Genomic DNA, 22,436 nt, shown 5'->3' with positions numbered 1-22,436 from the left:
AACTAATTCGCATCTGCAGTGTCCAGGATCGTCGTCGATGTCCGCGTCCCCCACTTCCATCACCCCGGCCGGGCCGCTGCGTGGCGCCGACCACGATCGCGGCCTGCAGGCGCTGCAGGTCCAGGTGGTCGCGGTTGCGCAGCCGTGCGCCAGCCTGCTGCGCCTCGTGGTCCAGCTGCCGGAACATGCAGGACTCGCGCCCTGGCAGCGTGCCAACACCGCTGTGCGCATCCAGTTGGGTGCCGCCTTCGGCGATGTGTCACGGATCTACACCGTGCGCAGCCTCGATCCCAACACCCGCCAGTTCACCCTGGACGTGGTGCTGCACGAGGCGCCGGGGCCGATGCTGGCCTGGGTACGTGCACTGCGTCCCGGTGATGCCTTCGATCTGACCGGGCCGCGCCCTCATCTGCAGGTGCCGCAGCGCGAAGGCACCTGCGCCCTGCTGTTCGCCGACCAAAGCGCCATCCCGGCCCTGTTTGCGCTGCTGCAGCAGTGGCCCACCGGCCTGCACGCGCAGGCCTGGATCGCCTCGGATGATGCGTTCCCGGTAGACGAACTGCCCGCCATCGAAGGCGTCTGCGTACACCGCCTCGCCACCGGTGACGCGCCGTTGCTGCAACAGGCGCGCCAACTGCAGCCGGAACCCGGCAGCACGGTCTGGGCGGCAGGCGAGCGCGAGGAAATGCGCGCCCTGCGCCGCCATTTTATCGACACGGTCGGCCTGCCGCGCACCGATGTTGCCGTGGCCGGCTACTGGAAGCGTGGCGAGACCACCACCGAGACCGACCAGCGTCGCCGCCGCAACTACGAGCGCGTGCTGGCGCGCGGCGGTGGCCTGCAGGACCTCGACGACCTCGCCGACGATATCTGATCCACCCCGCAGCATCCGCGCCCCGCGCTTCGTTCCACCCAGCCACAGATCGCCCACGCACCTCGCGTGAAGCACTGCCACAGCGGCAGCGCCGTGCCCTCTGCCAGCCAATCCACAGCCCGCGTCGTCCTGCCCCTGCAGGTCACCGACGGCGCCGTGCTGGCCGATCGCACGACCCATCACACGAGAACTGCCATGTCCCTCCCCCTGCGAACCCTGTCCCTCCCGCGCCGCTCCGCGCTGTCCCTGGCCGCCCGTGCAGCGCTGCTGCCCACCCTGCTGATCGCCACCGCCGCCCACGCCAGCGACGCACCCGATGACGCCCGCCAATTGCCAACGGTGAACGTGCGCGCCGACAAGACCACGCCTGCCGATGCCTACGCCGGTGGCCAGGTGGCCCGCGGCAGCCGCGTCGGCCTGCTCGGCGAGCTCGACTTCATGGACACGCCGTTCAATACCACCCGCTACACCGCCGACTTCATCGACAACATCCAGGCGCCGGACCTGGTGCGGGTCATCGCGCTGACCGATCCCAGCGTCTACAGCAGTGGCTCCAGTGGCGGCATCACCGACTACTTCAACATTCGCGGTTTCGGTGTCGCCGCGTCGGATATCGGCTTTGGTGGCCTGTACGGGCTGATCCCCTACTACCGCGTCACCCCGGAACTGGCCGAGAGCATCGAGGTGCTCAAGGGCCCGTCTGCGCTGCTCAACGGCATGCCACCCGGTGGCTCGGTGGGCGGTGCGGTGAACCTCGTGCCGAAGCGTGCCGGCGACACGCCGCTGACCCGCTTCACCGCCAGCTACGGCAGCGATGCGCAATGGGGCGGTCATCTGGATGTCGGCCGCCGCTTCGGCGCGGACAAGCAGTTCGGCGTACGCCTCAATGCCGTGCACCGCGACGGCGACACCGCCACCGACCACCAGCAGCACAAGGCGCAGCTGGCTTCGCTCGGCCTGGACTGGCGTAGTGAGCGCTCGCAGGTGTCGCTGGACCTGTTCAGCAGCCGCGACCATGTGGATGGCCTCAACCGTGGCGTCTCGCTGGCGCCCAGGCTGGCCGTGCCCCGCCCGCCAAAGGCCAGCACCCTGTTTGCACCGGACTGGACCTTCAGCACCGTCAAGGACCAGGCCGCCGCACTGCGCTGGTCGTTCGACATCAATGACCACCTGCAGGCGCATGCCAGCTACGGCCACGGCCATACTGATTTCGATTCCATCGCCAGTGCCACCACGCTGATCACCAATACGGCCGGCGATTTCCGCAACAACTTCGCCCACCAGCGTTTCATCTACAGCAAGGACACCGCCGAAGCCGGCCTCTCGGCACGCTTCCGCACCGGCACGGTCGATCACGCGCTGGCGATCAGTGCGGCCTGGTACCAGCACGACCAGAAGTTCGGCTTCAAGCGCAATCTGCTTGCCCGCGATTGGGTGACCAACCTGTACGACCCACAGTGGGGGCCGGCCATCGATCGCAGCTTCAGTGATGCGTCGCTGCCGAAAACCGCGGAAGTGCGTACCACCAGCTTCGGCATCGCCGACACGTTGTCCTTCGTCGATGATCGCGTGCAGCTGACCCTGGGCATCCGTCACCAGACCGTGCTCAGCGATACCTTCGATGGCGGCACAGGCAAGCGCACCGCGCGCTACGACGCCAGCGCCAACACACCGGCCGGTGCACTGCTGTTCAAGGCCAGCGATCGACTGTCGGTGTATGCCAACTACATTGAAGGCCTGAGCCAGGGCAGTACCGCCCCGGCCACCGCCGCCAACGCGGGCGACGTGTTCCCGCCGTTCAAGACCCGCCAGCGTGAGGTCGGTGCCAAGTTCGACTTCGGCCGCCTGGCCAGCGCATTGAGCGTGTACGAGATCGAAAAGCCCAGTTCCTATACCGACCCGGCCAACAATGTGTTCTCGTTCGGCGGCCAGCAGCGCAACCGTGGCATGGAATGGACCGTGTTCGGCCAGGCCACCGAACAGCTGCGCGTGCTGGGCGGCATCGGCTGGCTGCAGCCGAAGCTGACCCGCACCCAGGGCGGCATCAACGAAGGCCGGCTGGCGACGGCCACACCGCAATGGCAGGGCAAGCTGGGCGTGGAATGGGACGTGCCGACCGTTGCCGGCCTCACCCTCACCGGCAACGCGGTCAGCCTGTCCAAGGGCTACATCAATGCTGACAACAGCCAGTGGGTGGCGGGCCGCACCGTGTTCGATCTGGGTGCCCGCTATGCGACGCAAGCGGCCGGCCACCCGCTGGTACTGCGCGCCACCGTGCAGAACCTGACCAACAAGGCGTACTGGGCGGGCAGCCTCGGCTCCGGCCTGGGCACGCCGCGCACCGCCCTGCTGTCGGCCACCGTCGACTTCTGATCCTCGTTTCAAGGGCACCACGCCATTGCGCGTGGTGTCCTGGAGAAGTGCTTTGACCGTTTCCCGTACCACCCCCGTGCTGACCTGGCTGCCCCTGATCTCACGCATCATCGCCGCGTTGTTCGGCGGCTATGTGCTGGCCGCACTGTGCAGCATCGCCGCACTGGCGCTGCCCATCGATGGTCGCCAGGCCGTGTTCACCGGCATGCTGGCCAGCTTCCTGCTGTACGCCGGCGCCGTGGTCTGGGTGTTCGCGGTGCGCTCGGCGTGGCGCGCGTGGCTGGGCCTGCTCATCGCCGCGTTGCCCTTGTGGTTGATCGCACAGACGGTCGGCAACGGAGGCGCTGCATGAGCACGGTCGATCGCACTCCCAAGCCACGCGGCATCCGCCAGACCATGTCCGACCTGCATATCTGGGTCGGGCTGCTGGCCGGCTGGATCCTGTACGCGATGTTCCTCACCGGCACCGCCAGCTACTTCCGCGACGAACTCTCGCGCTACACCCGCCCGGAAATCGCCACACCGTCCGTGTTGCCGGACGCCGCAGTGGTCGCGCAGCGCACCGTCACGGCGATCATGGCCGACACGCCTGCGGCCAGCCAGATCAACCTGGGCCTGCCGAGCACGCGCATGCCGTGGGTGTCGGCGATGTGGGCCAGCCCGGGTGGAAGAGGCCGACATGGTTTCGACTCGGGCCTGTTCGACGCCAGCACCGGCGCGCCGCTGCTGGCACGCGACACCGGCGGCGGCGACTTCTTCTACGCCTTCCACTTCAACCTGCACTACATGCCGGCCATGTGGGGCCGCTGGATCGTCGGCCTGTGTGCGATGTTCATGCTGGTGGCCATCGTCAGCGGCGTGATCACCCACAAGAAGATCTTCGCCGACTTCTTCACCTTCCGCTGGGGCAAGGGCCAGCGCTCATGGCTGGATGGGCACGCGGCGCTGTCGGTGCTCGGGCTGCCTTTCCATTTCATGATCACCTGGAGCGGGCTGGTGATGCTGGCGGTGCTGTACATGCCGTGGGGCCTGGCCAAACTGCCGGACAAGCGCCAGCAGGCCGAGGTGGTCAGCGAGATGCGCCTGTTCCTGCCACCGCAGAAGGCCGCCGGCCACCCTGCTCCGCTCACCAATGTCGGTGCGCTGGTGCAACAGGCCGAGCGGCGTTGGGGAGCCGGCGCTGTAGGCAGCGTGCAGGTGCAGAATCCCGGCGACGAGAACGCACGCGTGGCCGTAGTGCGTGCGCAGTCCAGCCGTGTTTCAACCACGCCGAACTATCTGCTGTTCGACGGCAGCGGTGGGCAGCTGCTGCAGATCAAGGAACACTCGGGCGTAGCCGCCGATACCCAGGGCGTGCTGTATGGCCTGCACCTGGGACGCTTTGCCGACGCTGCGCTGCGCTGGCTGTACTTCATCGTCAGCCTGGCCGGCACGGCCATGGTCGGCACTGGGCTGGTGCTGTGGACGGTGAAGCGCCGTGCGCAGCTGCCCGATCCGCAGCGACCCTACTTCGGCTTCCGCCTGGTCGAACGGCTCAACATCGCCACCGTCGCGGGCCTGTCGGTGGCGATGGCGGCCTATCTGTGGGCGAACCGCCTGCTGCCCCTCACCATGGACGGGCGCGCGGCGTGGGAGGTGCATGTGTTCTTCCTGGCCTGGGCGGCCATGTTCGTGCACGCCACGCTGCGCACACCGAAGCGTGCATGGATCGAACAGTTCCTGCTGGCGGCATTGCTGCTGGCGCTGCTGCCGGTGCTGACCGCAATGACCACGCTGCATCCGCTGTGGCGCACGCTGGCCGCGGGCGATTGGGCGTTTGCCGGCACCGACCTTACCCTGCTGGCATTGGCCGCCCTGCACATGCTACTGGCCTGGCGCACCTGGCGGCATGCGCCGAAGGTGAAACGCGCGCGGCCGTCTGCCGCGTCACGCACTGCGGCACCGGAGGCCAGCGCATGATCCACGTCATTCTGTTCGTGTTGTCGCTGGTCGCGTTCGCCTGCCTGGCACTGGCGATGGAGCGCCATCAGCGGGACGTGTTGCGTCGTGCGTTGAGCGCGCAGGCAACCCAGCAGCTGCGGGCCATAGGTTGGGCGCTGCTGGTGTTCAGCAGCGTGTTTGCCATGCGCGGGTTGGGGCTGGGTTTCGGTCTCGCCGCGCTGTCCGGTCACACCAGCATTGCAGCGGGCGTGGTCGTGCTGGTGATGGTGGCGCATGGGCGGTGGAATCGGTAGATGCCCACCTTAATGGGCACCCATACACCACGGCGCCAACCAAGGTTGGCGACTACCGGGCCTGAGCGGCGTTGCTTTGGTAGCTGCCCACCTTGGTGGGCACCGATGCATCGCGGCGCCAACCAAGGTTGGCGGCTACCTGGACCTGCAGGCACCCATGCGCCGCTCGACTCTACAGAAAAGCTGCCATGCGCTGCAGTTCGTCTTCCAACGCGCCACGAAACACCTTGTCGCGGGCCAGTGACTTGCCGGCGTAGCCCACGCTGGACGCCAGTTCACCGTCGCGCACGCTGAGATTGGCCCAGCCCACCACCTGATCGTGCCACAGCACCGGTAGTGCGTAGTAGCCGTACTGGCGTTTCGGCGCAGGCGTGTAGGCCTCGAACTTGTAGACCCAGCCCCACAGCAGCTCGAAGCGGCGGCGGTCCCACACTACCGGGTCGAACGGGGCCAGCAGGCGCACCTGTTCGTCCGGCGCATGCCGGCGCGAGCGCGGGTTCTCGTCGGCCGGCCAGTACCAGGTGGTTCCGTCCAGCGTGCAGCTGGCCAGCTGTTGCTTGGCCAGCTTCAACGCCTGCCGGGTCTGCTCGGCCAGATGCGGTGCGCCGTAGCCCAGCAGGCGTACCAGATAGGTCAGGCTGGCCGATGGCAGCGGCGCGTACTTGCGTACCACCAGGTCGATCAGGGCGGCGGCACGTTCGATCTGCGCCTGCTCGCTGGCATCCGCCTCGGCGTGGTCGGCCACCGCATAGATGCGGGTGCCGCTGTCGCGCCGTTGCACACGCAGCAGGCCACGGTAGTGCATGCCGTCCAGTAGGTGCGTACTGGCATTGCTGGTGCCGCCCCAGTAGTTGGTCACCCGGCCATGCGCGAACGCCTGGTCAACCTCGCGCGGATGCACGCTGCCGCGTTCGCGCACGAAGGCCAGTACATCCGCCGCGCGGCGTTGGGTCTCGGCGTCCCACGCGCGCCTGGACACGCGCGGATGCATCAGCGCCAGATGCTCGCGCGGCAGGAAGCCATAGTTCACCAGGCAATCTTCTTCCACCGGCAGGCGCGTGTAGCGCCGCTCCAGATCGCCGGCACGGTAGTCCTTCACGCGGTGGCGCAGGGTCAGGTCCTGCGCGCGTGCCGGTGCCCGGATCGGGTCGGCCTGCACGAAGCCCAGGCGCCGGAGCGCGGTCAACAGCGTGGTTGGTTTGAACAACGTGCGCGCCACCGCGTAGCGGCGCAGATCATCGAGAGTGGGCGTGGCAGGCATGGCCGCATTGTAGAGGCACGCCCTGCGTGGATGGGGCCGTGGCGAACCGTGCAACGGCATCCACGCAGGGCGTGCATCTACCGAAGCCGCGATACTTCCAGCGAACCGATTACCAGCGCCCGCATGCCCTGCTTGAACTCGGTGATCACCTGTCCCTCTTCGTCGTCCGCGATGGCGTAGATGGTGTCGGCGCCGGCGATGCAGTAGAAGGCGATCGTGGCCAGCAGCCAGCGCGCCTTGTCCACCGGCAGGCCAAATACCTCGGCCACGTGCGCCTGATGCGAGGCGATCTTCTCCAGCATCGGTGCGGTCGCCACCGTGCGCCGCAGCAGGTACGGAGGCAGCCCGGGATGCGCCTTCACCACCTCGCACAGGGACTCCACGAACCCCATCAGGTAAGCCTCCAGCCCGCCCGGTGCGTCGACCGACGCGCGCGGAATCTGCCAGCGTTGGAACACCGCCTCCGCCACCAGGCGCTTCAGTGCCTCCAGGTTGGCCACGCGCTTGTACAGCGCCGCCTGGGTCACCGCCAGTTCGGCGGCCACGTTGGCCATGGTCAGGTTGGGCAGGCCCAGGCGGATGCCGATGTCGGCCAAGCGCTCCGGGGTGATGGTGGGCGGGCGGCCACGGGTCGGCGCCGTTGGATCGGGGTACGTGCTCTTACGGGGTGTGTTCATACCCTGCTGAGGGTGCCAGCAAAGGGACCCTCTTGTCCGCTTCCATTGATTTAGTTTACTTTACTCAACTAATTCGGAATGCGCCGGGTTCGCAACCCCGCCGCCGTCCGCAATCGAGCCGATGGCTCACTTCCCGCCAGGTCCCCACCCAGCCGACAACCCTGCGCTGCGCCCTCCCCCGTGCTTGCCGTCGGCAGCGCGCCAGGCGCGTTCGCACCTGCGATTCACAGGAACCTGGCATGACCGTGTACGACCTTCCCTCCCCGTTGCAGCGCGCCGCCGCCGGTACGACCCGCGTGCTGAACCATCCGCCGGGCGTGGCCCGGCGCTACCGGGTGACTGCCCTGGCACTGGGGCTGCTGGCCTCGTTTGCTGCGCTGGCCGACTCCGCGCCGTCCACCCTGCCCTCGGTGCAGGTGCAGGAACAGCGCCGGGTGACCGGCGACTATGCCGGCGGCCAGGTGGCCTCGGGTAGCCGGGTCGGCCTGCTCGGCGACAAGGACTTCATGGACACGCCGTTCAGTACGGTCAGCTACACCGAAGCCTTCATCCGCGACCGCCAGGCCAAGGACCTCACCGACATCATCGCCGCCACCGACCCTACGGTGTTCAGCAACGGCGTGACCGGCGCCTGGAGCGAGAACTACGCCATCCGCGGCTTTGCTTCCAGCACCAGTGATACCACCTTCAACGGCCTCAGCGGCATGGCGCCGTACTACCGCACCTCGCCGGAGATGTTCGAGCGCATCGAGGTGCTGAAGGGCCCCTCCGCCCTGCTCAACGGCATGCCACCGGGCGGCTCGGTCGGCGGCAGCGTCAACCTGGTGCCCAAGCGTGCCGGCGATCAGCCGTTGCTGCGGGTCAGCGCGAACTTCGCCTCCGATGCACAGTTCGGCACCCATGTGGATGCGGGCCGCCGGATGGGTGCCGACAAGCAGTTCGGCATCCGCTTCAACGGTGCCTACCGTGATGGCGACGGCGCGGTGGGCAAGCAGCGCAAGAAGGTGCAGCTGGGTTCATTGGCGCTGGACTGGCGTGGCGAGCGTGCGCGGCTGTCGGCCGATCTGTACAGCGCCGACGACCGCGTTGATGGGCCTGCCCGTGGTGTCGGCCTGGCACCGGGCGTGGCGATTCCGCGGCCACCGCGTGGCGACACCCTGATCAACCCGGACTGGGCCTACGTGGACAGCCAGGACAAGGGCGCGATGCTGCGCGGTGAGCTGGACATCAACGATCACCTGATGGCCTACCTGGCCTATGGCACCAGCAAGACCGACTACCGCTACAACGGTTCGATCAGCGCGCAGATCCTCAACCCGGCCGGTGACTTCACCACGGTGATGGGCCAGCTGGCCTTCGACATCAAGAAGCAGTCCGGTGACGCCGGCCTGCGCGGCAGTTTCCGCACCGGCGCTGTCGGCCACCAGTGGGCTGCCAACGTGACCCACTACCAGCACACCCAGAACGACTATGGCCGCCGCAGCGTGCCGGGCTGGGACTGGACCACCAACCTGTACAACCCGGTGTGGGGCCCGGCCGCACCCTTCGTTGCACCGCATATCTCGCACACCGAGCTGCGGCTGGACAGCCTCGGCGTCGCCGATACCCTGTCCTTTGCCGATGACCGCGTGCAGCTGACACTGGGCGTGCGCCGCCAGCAGGTGGTCAGCGAGACCTTCAACGTGGCCAGCGGCGCACGCACCTCGCGCTATGACGAGAGCGCCACCACCCCGGCGGCCGCGCTGCTGGTGAAGGCCACCGACACGCTCTCGGTCTACACCAACTACATCGAAGGCCTGAGCCAGGGCGCCACCGCGCCAATGACCGCCGCCAATGCCGGCGATGTGTTCGCACCGTTCCGTACCAAGCAGAAGGAACTGGGCCTGAAGCTGGACCTGGGCGGCTTCGCGCACACCTTCAGCGTGTACGAGATCAAACGCCCGAGCAGCTACACCGACCCGGTCACGAATATCTTCTCGTTCGGTGGCGAGCAGCGTAACCGCGGCGTGGAATGGGGCTTCTTCGGTTCCCCAATGGACGGCGTGCGCCTGCTGGGCGGCGTGGCCTACGTGCAGCCGAAGCTGACCCGCACGGCCGGCGGCGTGAATGAAGGCCGCATCGCCACGGCGGTTGCGCAGCGCCAGGCCAAGCTGGGTGTGGAATGGGATGTGCCTGCGCTGGAAGGCGTGACCCTGACCGGCAATGCCACGGCGATGTCGAAGCAGTACATCAGTGCCGACAACCGCCTGTCGGTGCCGGGGCGCACGCTGTTTGATGTGGGGGCGCGCTACAGCACGACGGTGGCGGGCCGACCGCTTGCCCTGAGAGCGAGCGTGAACAACGTGACCAACAAGGCGTATTGGGGCATGCCGTTGCTTTCCAGCCTGGCGCTGGGGGCACCGAGGACGGTGCTGTTGTCGGCCACGATGGATTTCTGAAAGGCATCCACGCATGGCGTGGATCTACTGGATACGCGCCACCTCGCTCATCGGTAGAGCCAGGCCATGCCTGGCTTCCAACACGTTGATCCACCGAAAGCATCCACGCATGGCATGGTTCTACAGAACCTGGGCCACCCATTTCATTCCGGGTGCAGGCGGTAGATGGCGTGGTTCGTCAACGCCAACGCGGCCAGTTTCAGCCCTTCCATCACGCGGTCGCCTACGTACTGCTCGGGGCCGCCATTCTGCCGGGCGCGTTCGGCCGCCAGCGAAATTTCCTGCACGACGCGCAGGCCCGCCAACGCGCCATCGGCATCGGCCAGCGCCAGGCATCGGCCGGGCAGTTGATGGCGCTCTGGCCAAGGCTGGCCGTCAGCCGCCGCGCCCCGGCCGATCTGGTGCAGCAACGCGATCAGGTTGTTGGGATCAGGTGTTGCCGCGCCACCCTCCTCGGCATTGGCCGGGGCGTACTGGGCGCGCAGATGGGGAATATCCGATGCGTTCATGGCAGGTCTCCGTACAAGGCATAAGGAGCCAGCCGCCTTAACAAAGGCGGCGGGACGGCGCATGGCTGGAAACCGGAGGACTGTAGTCATTGCCGGCGGGCGCGCTTGCACGCACCCCCACGCACCGCCCCGCCATAACGCGCAGACGGATTGCCAGCCGGCGCCGCACAAGGCGACGCCGGCTGGCAAGCGTATTCCTACAGTCACTACGGGTTTCCAGGCCCGGCCACCCTTTTTCGGTGGCACCCCATCATGTACAAGACTGCTTGGCAGAAGCAAAGCCAGCGCGAGATTCAGACGGAGACATCGTTGCAGCGGGCGGCATTGTCGCACACTGCCGAAGCCGCAAATACCCCTTGTTTTCAAGGCCCAGAACGCGTCGGCCTCGCCTGCTCGCGACACCGCCGGTCATCCCGGCTCCAGGTGAAAGGCGCGGCGCTGTGTGCCAACCACGACAGTCCTCAGAACAGAACCTGCGGCCCCGATTGATGGCGCTCCCGCTCTTCCCCTGGTTCGCCCCCAGGATTGATCACGTTTCCGACGTGCGTCAGGGATAGGTAAAGACAAACGTCAGCATTGCATTGGCTTCGCCAGGTTCCACGTGCCCCCCTGTCTGGCGGTATCGCGCCTGAAACATTCGGCTGGTCTCGCCAAGTCGCGCGTCTCCAAAAGTGTGCGTTCGATAGAAGGACATCGGTGCACTTTTATCATCGAGGAACTGGATACCAACCCCCAACGCGCCTCCGGACACCTCTGCGATGCCTTCTGCTTCGTCCATCACCGGCGTGACGGAGCTGATCTGATAGTCCACCCGGCCAACGCTTGCGTCACAGTTCAGAGTCACCGTGTAGGGAACCGGAGGCAACGATGAACCCAGACCCTTGAATCGCCCGACCGAGATCTCGCCCATATAGACCGACTGGCTGTTCACGTAGCACGCCGGCTCATCCTGGATGGCCAGCGACGCCTGCTCAAGAAAGGCGGGCTTATAGGCGAATCGCGTGCCTGAGTACCTGGCGTAGAAGCGGCCGATCTGGAATCTCATCAACTGGCCACCAGACAGCGAACCAGCAAGCCGTACAAATTTCACCTGCACCACCGTCAGCAGATTTCCGGTGATGCCAGTTCCAACCAGCAGCGACTGAAGACTTCCAGACTCGAATCCACCCGATCGGCCTGCATGGGAAATCGGGCGAGCGCGGATCACAATCCCCACTCCTGCCGCGCCGGTGGAGTAGACGCTGTAGGGAATACCGGCTTCGCTGTAGGATCCCACCGCGCCAGCCTGGCCCTCCACTCCGAACTCGACGTTGTCGCTCGCGCTGTCGCACACCAGGTCGGACACTGGCGAATAGATGCGGTCCGTATCCAGCCATGGCGACAGTGCAGCCCCCACTGCGATTCCCCGCGGCGCCAACCGTACAGGCCCCCTGATCTGGAATTCAGACCGTCCATAGGCATCGCGAAAGCAAGCCGCCATGGTTGGCACTGACAGGAAGCATCCGGCCAGGATGGCAATGATCGACACTGGAGGAAGCAGTACCCAGCTCTCACGATGACCGCGCATGACTGCCCCTTCAGGTGCTCTGCGAACGTCCCTATGTTCCGTAAATCGCTACAAATCCTCCAGCCTCAGTGTTGCCTCCCATCCGCGGGCAGGCCCGAGCCTCCCTGCCGCAACTCAGCGCCCAATAGACCGGGCGCCTGGGTGAAGCCGACCTTCATCGTCGATCCAGTGGAACTGGACCTCCAACGGCGGTTCAACGCGGGAAGGCAGTTCAACGTCAACACCTGCCATCGGCAGCACGTAGGGATTATCCAATTCCATGCTGCGCCCATCGTGCACTACTGTCAACGTACCAAGGTTCGCTACGTACGCAGAGCGATTGGCAATATGTAATCGTCGACCCTCCCCGTCAGACTTCAGGCTGAAGTCCCACTCCCCCGTCCGGTCCAACCCGGGCGCCGGAAGGCCCTTGGGTCGATACAGCACTTTGTAGCGGCTGCGAATCGCCAGCTCCAGAACGCCCTGTGTTGCATCTGCTACGCGAGGCGGAATGGCCAGAATGTTCAACCAGTAGAGGTGCTCGACGTTGTCGTTGGGGGCAACGCCTTCAATGCCACGGATGCGAAGGTGGTTGTCCTTTCCGGCGTCAAGACGCACTACAGGTGGCGCAAGCACAAACGGGGCCTTCGACGCTTCCGGCGGCTGGTCTGGATCGCCATCCGAAATCCAGGCCTGCACCAGCACTGGAGCGTCGCCCATATTTCTGATCGGAACGACCACTTCTTTCTGCGGGGCAGCGTAGACCACGCGCGTTGAGGGAATGGCAATCTGCGCCTGCACGGTGGCAATTCCCGCAATGGAAGCGCCGATCAATAGAGCGCAGGCACAGATACGCCGAATGCCCGAATTGAAAGGCAATGTACTCAATTCTCGGAACAATCTGCTCTTCATGGGCCGCTCGGTTCAGTTACATGTTGTGAGCGCCAGCAGAGAGGCCCACTTGCGGCAAGACCCCAGCTGGCTCAAGTACATTACAGGCTGCCTGACGAAGGTCAAACTAATGCTCGGAGCCATCCGCCCTCCGGGGACGGCACGCTTCTGCGACTAACAGCCTGGCGGGCAACAACCCTCACGGATAATCAATGCGGTAGCGAATCCTGGCGTTGGCCGGCCCGGTTTCAAGATCGTCCGTTCTGCCGGCGGTACGAATGTAGCGTGCGCGGAATGTCTCACTGCGCACTCCGTCCGCTGTGCTGCTGCCAAATGGGTGCGCAGGCCCGATTGCTACTGGAACGTCATGTTCGTCCAACAGCTGCAGGCCGATGCCCTTCGCACCACCCTCGACCTCCAGAATTCCGCGAGTGCGGTCGTACACCTCCACAGAGCTCGGTTCCAGATAGTAATTGACCCGACCGGCGCCGGCCTCGCAGTCGATCTCAACCGAATAGGGACGGCTCGGAGCCGCCGCCCCCTGAGTCTTGAACTGATCAAGGTTTGCCAGTCCCATATAGACGGTCTTGCTCTGCACGTGGCACAGCGGCACATGCACCACCTCAATATTGAACGGCTCCAGCGTATGCTGCTGCTCGAATTTCTTGGTCGACGCCGGCTGATAGTGCTTGAGGGTAAATGCCGGGAAGCCCGCCACGGAGTAGGAGCCGTCCTGGGTATCACCTACCTTTATGAAGCGGACCGCTATCGCGCCATAGATCAGCGTATCATCCTCCAACATCTTTTTACTTGATTCAATCGCTCCTCGCACAGGCACGAAATGATTAACTGCTCCAGTTGCAACGTCCGCAGCCAGGATGAAGGCGACACCAGGAACGGATGATTGGAATAGCCCGTAGGTTGTCGATCCAATGGTGTGCGTTCCAATCTCAGGCGGAAGCCCGGTGTAGGTATTTGACTGAATATACGAACCCATGGTTCCACAAGCCATGGTTTCGGTTCGGTTGGAGTAATACCAGGGCGAGATCGCTTCACCGATGTCTGCCGCGTTCCCCACCAATCGCAAATCGGAGATGGTGAAGCTGAAAGCCGATCCATAGTTGGAGCACGCTGCATATGCGGTGCCGGTAAAGGAAATTGCAAGCATCGACACTGCAAGAAGCTTCACAGATCGGCGCAGACGATTGGATTTGTTCTTCATAAGGAGTTCCTCCCGGATGTGAGGCGTTGATCAGCGGCATTCCTCACGGATACTGGAAAATTTCTACTGCACCGCGCACATGCTCATGAGTACGTCACCGGACGCCGAGGATGTGAGGTCGTAATTGATGCGGCACTGCTGTCCCTCCTCCATTCCGTAACGGACAAACAGCTCACCCTGCTCATCGATGCCACGCACCCACAACCGGCTCCCCTGCCCAACCACACCAACGATCCTGCCGTCGGCCGTGGTCACGTCTGTACCGAACGGCAGCGGTGCACCATCCGGCAGCAATGCTTCAATCAAAGCGTTGCGGCCACTCTCGGTCGGCAGCACCATCTTCACGATGGCACCGGCATTCGGAATCGCCGAAACCGACGCGGCACTCAGTTCTACATCCATCGAAAGGCCGGTCGGGTCGACACTCAACTCATTGCGACGGAACGGACTCAGATAGGGCACCACCGCATAGCCACGCGAGTTGGTCTTTACGTTGGTCATCTGTCCGACGCCTACCCCCGCTGCATCGGGAACATGTACCAGCCCCATGGTCTCGCCCATGCGCTGGGCCAGGGTCAAGCCGCCGCTGTGCAACATCAGGCCGCCAGACGCGCCAAGGGCCAGCTGGCTGGACGACGTGGTCCGGTTGTAGGACCCGGTCAGATTCACCGTCGGCAACTGGTAGTTCGCCCCGATACCGAAACTGGTGCGACCATCATCCCTGGCCAACGAGGCGTTGTAGCTGCCTTGCCACTGGTCACCAATCGCCCCCGTCACGCCCAGGCGTTGGCCGCTGCGGCCATCGCTGTCGCGACTCAGGCTGGCGCTCACCCGTGGCGCAGCCGGCGGCGTTCCCAGCGGCATGCTGAAGCTGAGATACACACTGTTGCTGGCCTTTGCCTTACCCGTTGAGAACAACGACGACTCCAGCGTGCGCCTGGCACTGATGGAATAGCTGCCACGGCCAAGCCGGTTGCTATACCCCAGCGAGTAGTTGGTCTGGCGGCGGTTGTCGCTCCAGTAATCCGTGGTGCTGCCGTTGAAGTACAGGCTGCCCCTGCCCTCGCTCAGGCGCTGGTTCACTGTCAGATCCAGGCGGCTTCGCTGCCGGCCGGTCAGGTCATAGTCTTCAGTGCGCGGCTGCGCACGCAGGCGCATCGCATCATTCAGCGACAGGTACTCGCTGGTCGAGTAGCGGTAGGCCGCCAGCGTGATGTTGGTGCTGTCACCAAACAGCGCCTTGTTGAAGGCAACGCGATACGACTGACCACGTCGGCGTTCGCTCGAAACCGAATCGTTGCCAGGCAGTCGGGCATCACTGAAGGTGACGTCACCCGAGAGTGAACCGACCGGCGTGTTCCAGGCGCCGCCCAGCACCAGTGCGCTGTAGCCTGGCGCCACCGTGCCACCGGCATAGCCGGTGAACTGATTGCTCAGACCCCGGCGCAGCGTGGCCTCGACGAAGCCCGGATCGTCGCCAAAGGCCTCGTCGCGCAGCTGGCCAGCCGTCAGGCTGTAGCGCAGCTGGCCGGGCCGCAGCAGCTGCGGCATTGCCGTGTACGGGACGATGAATCGCTCCACACGGCCGTCAGCCTCAGTGATCTCCACTTCCAGATCGCCACTGGAGCCGGTGCCATAGAGATCGTCAATCTCGAAGGGCCCCGGCGCAACGGTGGTTTCATAGATGACATGGTCACGCTGACGGACCGTAACTCGCGCATTTGTCTGCGCCACGCCGCGCACAACCGGCGCAAACTCGCGCTGCGATTCCGGCAGCATGCGCGCATCCGAACTAATGTTGATGCCGCGATAGTTGACCGACTGCAGCATGTCGCCCTGGGTGGACGAATCGCCCAGGCGCAGCTGGGCCCCCAGCTTCGGCAGGTTGCGCTGCACATAGGTATTGCCGGCCGAGTAGTTCGTTCCTTCGGCGGTATGCTGCAGGTAGCCACTGTGGCGAAGGCGCCACTGGCCCATGTTCAGACCGGCATCCACGGTCATGCTGGTGTGCACGCGCTCCTGGCCACCGCTTTGCTGGCGGCTGTGGCTGATGCTGTAACCCAGTGTTGCGGCGGTGATTCCATGTTCCCACAGCGCCGGGTCGACCCAGCCGCGCGGATTGCGGCTCAGGTACAGTTGCGGAATGGTCAGCCGCAGGGTCTGCTCGGCCACGTCGAACTCGCTGCTCGCACCCGGCACATAAGCCGAAAGCGGACGGCACGTAGCCTCTTCGGGCAACGGAAGCAGGGTGCCCCCTTCGGCGGCACCGGACTCCCGCAAGGCGTCCAGGCGGGCTCGATTCAGCCCCATCTGCTCGAACAATGCGGGATCAAGGCAAATGCGGACCTCATCGAGCTCATTCAATCGGGCCACCAGATCCTGACGCCCAACAAGAGCACCATTGATCATGATGTCAGCGTTGTACGTGCCAGGCAGCAGGTCGCCTCGTTCGAAACGAGCCAGATCCAACCCTGCACTCCCGCCAAACAGCATATCGGCATTGAACTCAACCTTGGGCGCAGCCACTGCAGACATGGGCAGCAGCGCAGCCACGACTGCCACCGCCAGAGGGGCGCGGCAAGGAGCTAGATGCAGGCGATGTCGATTCATGACAGTCATCCAAAGATTGGGTAAAGCTCGCCCTTGCCGGCCAGGGCCAGCACGTGGTTCGAGCGGATTTGAGCGAAGTTCGACGGCCGATTAATCGACCTGGAGATCTGCGGTGCGCTCGATGACCGAGCCGTACTCGGAGATGAACTTGAACTTGACCAGTGCGCCGTGATGCTGCAAAGAGCCGCCAGCAAGAGGGAAATCTTTGCTGGAGTTCGGCGCAATCATGCTGATGTCTGCAACCTCGACGCTGCGATCACCTGCAACGACGGTGGCCGCCACCGCACTGATGTGGAACGGACTTTCGTTGCGGGCCCGCAGCACCCAAGCGTTGCCACTGCGGGCGATGCTCCAATGCAGGCTGTCGACCGCCGTCGTTGGGTTGATCTTGCTTATCGCCTGCGGCCTATAGAACAGCTTGATTCGATTGCGGACCGCGATGTTCAGCATCGATCCGCCCTCGCGTGCTGCATCACCACGCGCCGGAACGTCCAATACGTTCAGGGAATAAACACTCTCGCGATCCTGCGGAAGGCCGGCACCTGTAAAACGGATGCGCAACACCTGCTGCTTCCCGGCATCCACACGGACCACCGGTGGAAGCAGCACGAAGGGGGCCTTCGAGGTAGCCGGATTTCCCTTGGCCCCGTACTCATCCACCCAGGCCTGAACCAGCGAAGGCGCACTGCCCGCATTCTCAATTCGAACGCTGGCCTCCTTTGCTCCTTCAGGGTAGATCACGCGTGTCGACTCGATAGCGATTCGTGCGTCTGCCTGCGGCGAGACGATGGCCGCCGACGTACACAGCGCGAGCCATAGAGCATTGCGAGCGATCATGTTCATGAGGAAGTTCCCAATGGGTGAAGTGGCTGATGGGGGCGGATCGCCGCCCCCAACATGAGGAGGCTCAGTAGTTCTCGATGTCGAAGACCAGCTTTCCTTCGAAGTCACCTTCAACGAAATCACCACCAGTCTTGGTCTTCTTATAGCGGGCGAGGAACGAGTACTTGAACTCGCCACCGCTCTTGGATTGGTCCAGCTCATCGGTGATGCTGCCGAGGTCCAACAGTTCCTCGGAGCCGCCATCAGTGCGGTACAGCGCCACAGCGATGGTTGCGGCATCGGTGTGCGTATTCGCGATGTATCCGTTCGAATCCAGATCACTGGCGGCGGTGTCGATGTGCAGCTTGGCGTTATCCTTCGAGCACGTTGCGCTGGAGCCACCCGTACCGGCCTTCAGGGTCACGTCAAAGGTGCGATTACCAGCATCTGCGTTGCTGTCGAGGTTGCCCGAGCTGATCTGGCCCAGAGCAATCGTGCTGCCTGCTGAGTAGTCAATGGCGCAAGTCGCGGCAACGATACGGCCAGTGAAAGTGATGGTTCCATCCGCGGCATTGGCCGAAGCAGCAGCGCCCAGCGACAGCGCGGCGGACAGAGCAATTGCAAGCTTGTTCATGTTGTTGAATTCCTGTTTAGGGTTTGTGGTTTTGCGTTCAAGCCGCGCGTTCGTGGGCTTGAGCGAAGGGCATTCCCTTCGAGAGGAAATGCTACGGATGCCGCGCGTGGGCAGGCATAGGACAACGACGAGTTATGTCGCACCTGCCCATGCACGGCAGGCCGTTCAGAAAGCCAGGCGAGCGCCCAGGTGGAACTCGCTGGAGGTCAGGTCCAGGCGCATCTTTTCGTCCTGCAGGCCACGGGCATTGCCGAAGGTGTTCCACCCGCTTTCGGTCGTGCCCATGTCCACATAGCGGTACCCCAGGTCGACCGTCATGCGGTCGGAGGCGGCCACCGAAACACCGGTGCCGACCGACCACGCCAAGCCGGTGCGGGTGGTGGTGTCGTAGCGGCGGCTGGTGTTGCCCTGCCAGCCACCGGACTTCAGCTGGGCCAGGCCGGCACCGGCGCTGCCGTATACCGACCACGCATCGTTGATGGCGAAATCGCGATACGCATTGAGCATCAGCCGCTGCGAGCTGACTTCATGGTTGTTGAAGCTGGTGGCGAACAGGCTGGAGCCGCTGGTGTAGGTATCGTTGCGGCGCAGCGTGTATTCGCCTTCGGTGCGCCAGCCATTGCCATGCGCATGACCGAAGCCGATGGCGCCGGTGACGAAACGCTGGTGCTCGTCGCCCGCAACAAAGCGGCCGATGCCCGGGCGGGCGCTGGCATCCATGTTGTTGGCACGGTGGTCGGCATCGATGATGCGGGCAGTGGCGTAGTAATCGTTGGGGGTTTCAGCGCTGGCCAACTGCGGCAGGCAGCAGGCCGCCATGACCGGAAGGGTCAACAGGCGAATTTTCATGGGGGATCCTTGCGGAATAGAAACGGCCAGCAAGCCGGGCGCTGATGCGCCCGGCCTGGGTACGATTCAAGGGAACTCAGGGCTTCTGGTAAATCCAGCGACCGGCCTGGGAGCTGTAGCGGTAGGTCCGCGGCTGCGAGCTCAGATAGGAGGTCGCATTATTGACGGTATAGAACCGCGAATTGGACGGATCGGTCAGCTGGATGATGTCTCCCTCGACAGCCGAGGTCGGCAGCACCATGTGCTGCGGCGTCGTGACATCCTCGGCCGGGCTGCCGGTGACGATGTCGGTCCAGCGCTGCTCCATCTTCGGCAGTTGCGAAGTGGTCGGCTGGTAATGTGCTCGGCCGCGGCGAGCGTGCCAGCGGCCATCCGCAGCGTCGAACACGAAGCCACAGGTCGTGGACTGCAGGCAGACCGAAGCGCCGCCGGCCAGGCCAGTGATGGTGACGTCCTGGCCGTTGAAGCTCTGCACGCCGGCCACCGCGCCTGCCGGTGCCGAGGCCGGCAGCTGGACAGTCTTTACGTTGCCGCCCACATTGATGTCGGTCATGAGCTTTTCCGTCATCGGTGCAACGCCGTGCTCACCACTCGTGAGGACCACGCGGCCGGCGCTCAGGCCACCCGCCGCGCCCCATCCGGCGTAGGTGGTCTTGATCAGTTCGAAGTTGCTGAGCGAGTCGACCGGGATGTAGACAAGGTCTTCCACCGACGTACCCTTGGCATTCAGACGGCTATTGCGATCGGCCAGGGTGCTGAGGATGACCCTGTCATGGTCACGGGGATTGGCGGGCAGCGCCAGTTCGGCAGCGAAGTCATTCGAGGCCAGCTCGAAGTACAGCTTCGTGTAGCCCGACGGCATGTTACCGCTGCCGTTGTTGGTGGACGGGGTCAGGTAGCCTTCCGCGGCCGAAGCGGCGGCCGGGGCCAGGCACACCAGCAGGGCGGCGAGCAGGTTATTGCGACGCGAATTCTTCATCAGAACAGTTCTCTCGATACGGGATAGGCCGGCACTCTGCGACGCAGCGCGTGCAGCAGTGCACAGCCCGGCCACGATGGCCGAATCCCTCCCTTCAAGCTGTCTGACTCGTCCGAATTTTCACCCGATCTTCACTGCATGCAGGCGGCACCAGGAACGGCCACGCCTGCGTGCGCCAACGCCCCTACTTCGGCTGAAGCATCCAGATTTTCCTGCGGGCATCGAAATGGAGGGCGTGGATTCCGCTGCTCACTCGCGGCACCGCCGACGACCCGCCGCGTCACTGCCGTCTCGAAGCTCGATGTCGTTGCGCTCGGTGCCGCCGGGCGAAGGCTGTGCGTCGGCGGGTGCCTGCACCGGCAGCCTGAGCACCGTGTGCGCCCCTCCCTTGTCGTGCAGTTGGATGAGGGTGAGGCCGCGCGCCTGGAGGGTCGCGTCATGCTCGTCGGGTGCGGGCGTCAGCGGGCGCGAGGTCATTTTCTCCAGCGCCGGGAGCGTTGAGTCCGCGGCATCCAGGCACGCCGGTGCGGCCGCACGGGAGGCGCCACTGCCGTCCTTGCTTGCAGGCGTCAGATGGACGTCTGCAGCCCAGGCCAGCCCTGGGGACAGGCTTGCCATCAACGCCACAGCCAGGCCAGTGCAACGTGTGCTCTTCGTCAAGACGGCTCCATTGAGGGGATGCCGGCCGCCAGACGCCACGACGTACCTGTGCTGCCACCGGCATCGCCAACGTGCGCCGAATCACTCAATGATGCTATCTGACCTGTCCCATTCCCAATCTGCGCTCACGCCTTGTGCCGCGTGCGCAATGGCATCGGGTGTGGTTCATGCCCACAGGTACACGGCGCCGCCAGTTCGGTTTCCCATTCTCCCCGCATCTGCCTGCGCTTCAGCGGCGAGGCATACAGATAATCGTTGAGAAGCTCCATGAAGCGCTTCTGCCTGCTCGGAGTCAGCTGGGCAAAGCTCCACATCAGCGACGCGATATGGGCATCAAGTAGTGACGGCACGGCGACTCCACGCAGGTCGGCAATCGATGCGTCCACCGTAGCGCCCTCATCCTGCGATTCCATCGGACAATGTCGGGTTGCGAGGTGCTCATCCATCATCGCTGCCCTCGGGAAGGCCACGTGCCACCTGCGAGGCCGAGACCATGCCCTGGTCCAGCGCGTAGTCGAAGATCTCGCTGGTACGCTTCAGGCCCAGCTTGCGCATGGCCGAGTGCTTCTGCGTGCTGACGGTCTGCCGGCTGCGCTTGAGCTGTTCGGCAATCTCCTTCTGGCTCATGCCATGGGCGATCATGCGCAGCACTTCGATTTCGCGCTTGGTCAACGCGACGTCCTGCAACTGCTCCAGTTGCTGCACGATACTGGCGGACAGATAGCCGTCGCGGCGGAATGCGGCGCGAATGGCCAGCGCCAGGTCCGCTGCAGGATCCAGCTTGCCGACAATGCAATCCACGCCCGCCTTGCCGATGCTGGCCAGCACCTGCACGCCGGAGATGCTGGTCAGCACCACCAGCGGCAGCTTCGGGAAGCGCCGCCGCAGGAAGCCCAGCATCGCCACGCCGTCGCCATACTCGCCGCCCGGCATCGAGAAGTCGGTCACGACCACATCCACGCCATGCTTGCTCAGGGCCTCGACCAATGCCGTAGAATCGCCGGCAGTGGCGACGATGTCGATTCCAGGCTCCTGGGCCAGCGATTCACGCACCCCGGCAAGAATGACGGGATGGTCATCGGCGATGACAATGCGGATGTTCATGACATGATGTCCTTGCGGTTCTTCACTGTTCTGTCGGTGCCGGTAGCCGGCACGCCGTTCCTTCCTGCTTCCATCGGATACCCGCCTTGATGAACTCGCTGGCCATTCGCGTTGCCGTTGCTGACGATCACCCGGTGATCCGCCTGGGAGTGCGGAGGACCCTTGAGGAAGCGCCGGCCATCCAATGCATCGGTGCGGTGGCCGACTCGACCGAGCTGGTGGCATTGCTTGAACGTGAGCCCTGCGATGTGCTGGTGACCGACTACGCGATGCCCGGCGGTGCGTTCGGCGATGGGCTGGAACTGCTGGGCTACCTGACGCTGCACTTCCCTTCCCTGCGCATTGTGGTGATGACCGGGTTGGATCAACCCGGGTTGATCCACCGGCTTGATGACAGCGGTGTGGCTGGCATCCTCAGCAAGTCCGACGACCCCTCTCAGATAAAGGCAGCGGTGATGGCGGCCTATGCGCATCGCCGCTATTACTCCCCGTCCGTGATGGACATGATGCGGCACAGGGAGCAGCGCCGGGTAACGACGCTTTCGCCGAAGGAACTGGAGGTTGTGGCCTTGTTCCTGGACGGATTGACCGTCACCGAGATCGCGCAACGCCTGAAACGCAAGAAGCAGACCGTCAGCACGCAGAAAGTCAACGCCATGCGCAAGCTCGGCATCGTGAAGGATTCTGAGATCTTCTCGTTCGCTGCCGATCTTGGATTGAAGGAGACTGACCCGAAGCGCTGAGCGTACGTTC

21 protein-coding genes are annotated in these 22,436 nt (G+C 64.4%); 7 read left to right on the top strand and 14 right to left on the bottom strand.

All coding sequences use genetic code 11. From position 1 onward, the window contains the following. Positions 1–37 precede the first annotated feature (37 nt). The 5 genes from V3B30_RS00870 (at position 38) to V3B30_RS00850 (ending at position 5,481) form a co-directional block, all read left to right on the top strand. Complete coding sequence (locus tag V3B30_RS00870; protein WP_262082499.1) at positions 38–874, top strand: siderophore-interacting protein; 837 nt, start codon at positions 38–40, stop codon at positions 872–874. Positions 875–1,069: 195 nt separating this feature from the next. Continuing rightward, positions 1,070–3,247 carry a TonB-dependent siderophore receptor gene (locus V3B30_RS00865; protein WP_262082498.1) on the top strand — a complete coding sequence of 726 codons (2,178 nt, stop codon included), beginning with the start codon at positions 1,070–1,072 and terminating at the stop codon, positions 3,245–3,247. A 52-nt stretch (positions 3,248–3,299) separates the two neighbouring features. Continuing rightward, positions 3,300–3,599: a DUF3649 domain-containing protein gene (locus V3B30_RS00860; RefSeq protein ID WP_100472551.1), complete on the top strand. Its 300-nt coding sequence runs from the start codon at positions 3,300–3,302 to the stop codon at positions 3,597–3,599. After that, on the top strand, positions 3,596–5,206 hold the full coding sequence (locus tag V3B30_RS00855; protein WP_262082497.1) for a PepSY-associated TM helix domain-containing protein: 1,611 nt from the start codon (positions 3,596–3,598) through the stop codon (positions 5,204–5,206). Before V3B30_RS00860 ends, V3B30_RS00855 begins: the two co-directional genes overlap by 4 nt. Next, on the top strand, positions 5,203–5,481 hold the full coding sequence (locus V3B30_RS00850) for a DUF3325 domain-containing protein (RefSeq protein WP_262082496.1): 279 nt from the start codon (positions 5,203–5,205) through the stop codon (positions 5,479–5,481). The genes V3B30_RS00855 and V3B30_RS00850 overlap by 4 nt, the downstream gene beginning before the upstream one ends. Positions 5,482–5,653: 172 nt before the next feature. Here the strand turns inward: V3B30_RS00850 and V3B30_RS00845 are convergent, their stop codons facing one another. Further along, entirely contained in the window at positions 5,654–6,742 is a 1,089-nt protein-coding gene (locus V3B30_RS00845) for a crosslink repair DNA glycosylase YcaQ family protein (RefSeq protein WP_262082495.1), read from the bottom strand. Positions 6,743–6,819: 77 nt separating this feature from the next. Then, positions 6,820–7,419, bottom strand: coding sequence for a TetR/AcrR family transcriptional regulator (locus V3B30_RS00840; RefSeq protein ID WP_262082494.1), 600 nt, complete (start codon positions 7,417–7,419; stop codon positions 6,820–6,822). 239 nt (positions 7,420–7,658) lie between these two features. Here V3B30_RS00840 and V3B30_RS00835 point away from each other — a divergent pair, with 239 nt between their 5' ends. Next, on the top strand, positions 7,659–9,857 hold the full coding sequence (locus tag V3B30_RS00835) for a TonB-dependent siderophore receptor (RefSeq protein WP_262082493.1): 2,199 nt from the start codon (positions 7,659–7,661) through the stop codon (positions 9,855–9,857). A 143-nt stretch (positions 9,858–10,000) separates the two neighbouring features. Here the strand turns inward: V3B30_RS00835 and V3B30_RS00830 are convergent, their stop codons facing one another. The 12 genes from V3B30_RS00830 to V3B30_RS00775 all read right to left on the bottom strand — a co-directional run bounded on the left by V3B30_RS00830 (position 10,001) and on the right by V3B30_RS00775 (position 21,683). Next, positions 10,001–10,366, bottom strand: a complete 366-nt coding sequence (locus tag V3B30_RS00830; RefSeq protein ID WP_262082492.1) for a hypothetical protein — start codon at positions 10,364–10,366, stop codon at positions 10,001–10,003. A 547-nt stretch (positions 10,367–10,913) separates the two neighbouring features. Next, a complete protein-coding gene (locus V3B30_RS00825; protein WP_329809590.1) occupies positions 10,914–11,933 on the bottom strand; it encodes a fimbrial protein in 1,020 nt (339 codons plus the stop codon). Between the two features lie 114 nt (positions 11,934–12,047). Then, on the bottom strand, positions 12,048–12,824 hold the full coding sequence (locus V3B30_RS00820; RefSeq protein WP_262082490.1) for a molecular chaperone: 777 nt from the start codon (positions 12,822–12,824) through the stop codon (positions 12,048–12,050). A 178-nt stretch (positions 12,825–13,002) separates the two neighbouring features. Continuing rightward, the gene (locus V3B30_RS00815) at positions 13,003–14,025 is read right to left on the bottom strand and encodes a fimbrial protein (protein WP_262082489.1); all 1,023 of its coding nucleotides are present in this window, start codon (positions 14,023–14,025) and stop codon (positions 13,003–13,005) included. Positions 14,026–14,088: 63 nt separating this feature from the next. Beyond that, positions 14,089–16,635 carry a fimbria/pilus outer membrane usher protein gene (locus V3B30_RS00810; RefSeq protein ID WP_262082488.1) on the bottom strand — a complete coding sequence of 849 codons (2,547 nt, stop codon included), beginning with the start codon at positions 16,633–16,635 and terminating at the stop codon, positions 14,089–14,091. 90 nt (positions 16,636–16,725) lie between these two features. Continuing rightward, positions 16,726–17,478, bottom strand: coding sequence for a fimbria/pilus periplasmic chaperone (locus V3B30_RS00805; RefSeq protein WP_262082487.1), 753 nt, complete (start codon positions 17,476–17,478; stop codon positions 16,726–16,728). 64 nt (positions 17,479–17,542) lie between these two features. Beyond that, positions 17,543–18,091, bottom strand: a complete 549-nt coding sequence (locus tag V3B30_RS00800; RefSeq protein WP_262082486.1) for a fimbrial protein — start codon at positions 18,089–18,091, stop codon at positions 17,543–17,545. Between the two features lie 165 nt (positions 18,092–18,256). Then, entirely contained in the window at positions 18,257–18,940 is a 684-nt protein-coding gene (locus V3B30_RS00795) for an outer membrane beta-barrel protein (RefSeq protein ID WP_262082485.1), read from the bottom strand. Between the two features lie 76 nt (positions 18,941–19,016). After that, complete coding sequence (locus V3B30_RS00790) at positions 19,017–19,919, bottom strand: hypothetical protein (RefSeq protein WP_262082484.1); 903 nt, start codon at positions 19,917–19,919, stop codon at positions 19,017–19,019. A gap of 249 nt (positions 19,920–20,168) precedes the next feature. Next, complete coding sequence (locus tag V3B30_RS00785) at positions 20,169–20,537, bottom strand: hypothetical protein (protein WP_262082483.1); 369 nt, start codon at positions 20,535–20,537, stop codon at positions 20,169–20,171. A gap of 167 nt (positions 20,538–20,704) precedes the next feature. Then, positions 20,705–21,025 carry a hypothetical protein gene (locus tag V3B30_RS00780; protein WP_201116209.1) on the bottom strand — a complete coding sequence of 107 codons (321 nt, stop codon included), beginning with the start codon at positions 21,023–21,025 and terminating at the stop codon, positions 20,705–20,707. Continuing rightward, a complete protein-coding gene (locus V3B30_RS00775) occupies positions 21,018–21,683 on the bottom strand; it encodes a response regulator transcription factor (RefSeq protein ID WP_100472590.1) in 666 nt (221 codons plus the stop codon). The genes V3B30_RS00780 and V3B30_RS00775 overlap by 8 nt, the downstream gene beginning before the upstream one ends. 89 nt (positions 21,684–21,772) lie before the next feature. Between V3B30_RS00775 and V3B30_RS00770 the strand changes: the two genes are divergently transcribed. After that, entirely contained in the window at positions 21,773–22,426 is a 654-nt protein-coding gene (locus tag V3B30_RS00770) for a response regulator transcription factor (RefSeq protein ID WP_100472594.1), read from the top strand. Positions 22,427–22,436: the final 10 nt, after the last annotated feature.

Origin of the sequence: Stenotrophomonas sp. SMYL41 (assembly GCF_036319965.1) — a bacterium.
Lineage (GTDB): Bacteria > Pseudomonadota > Gammaproteobacteria > Xanthomonadales > Xanthomonadaceae > Stenotrophomonas > Stenotrophomonas maltophilia_R.
This window is presented reverse-complemented; position numbering and strand designations above follow the sequence as displayed.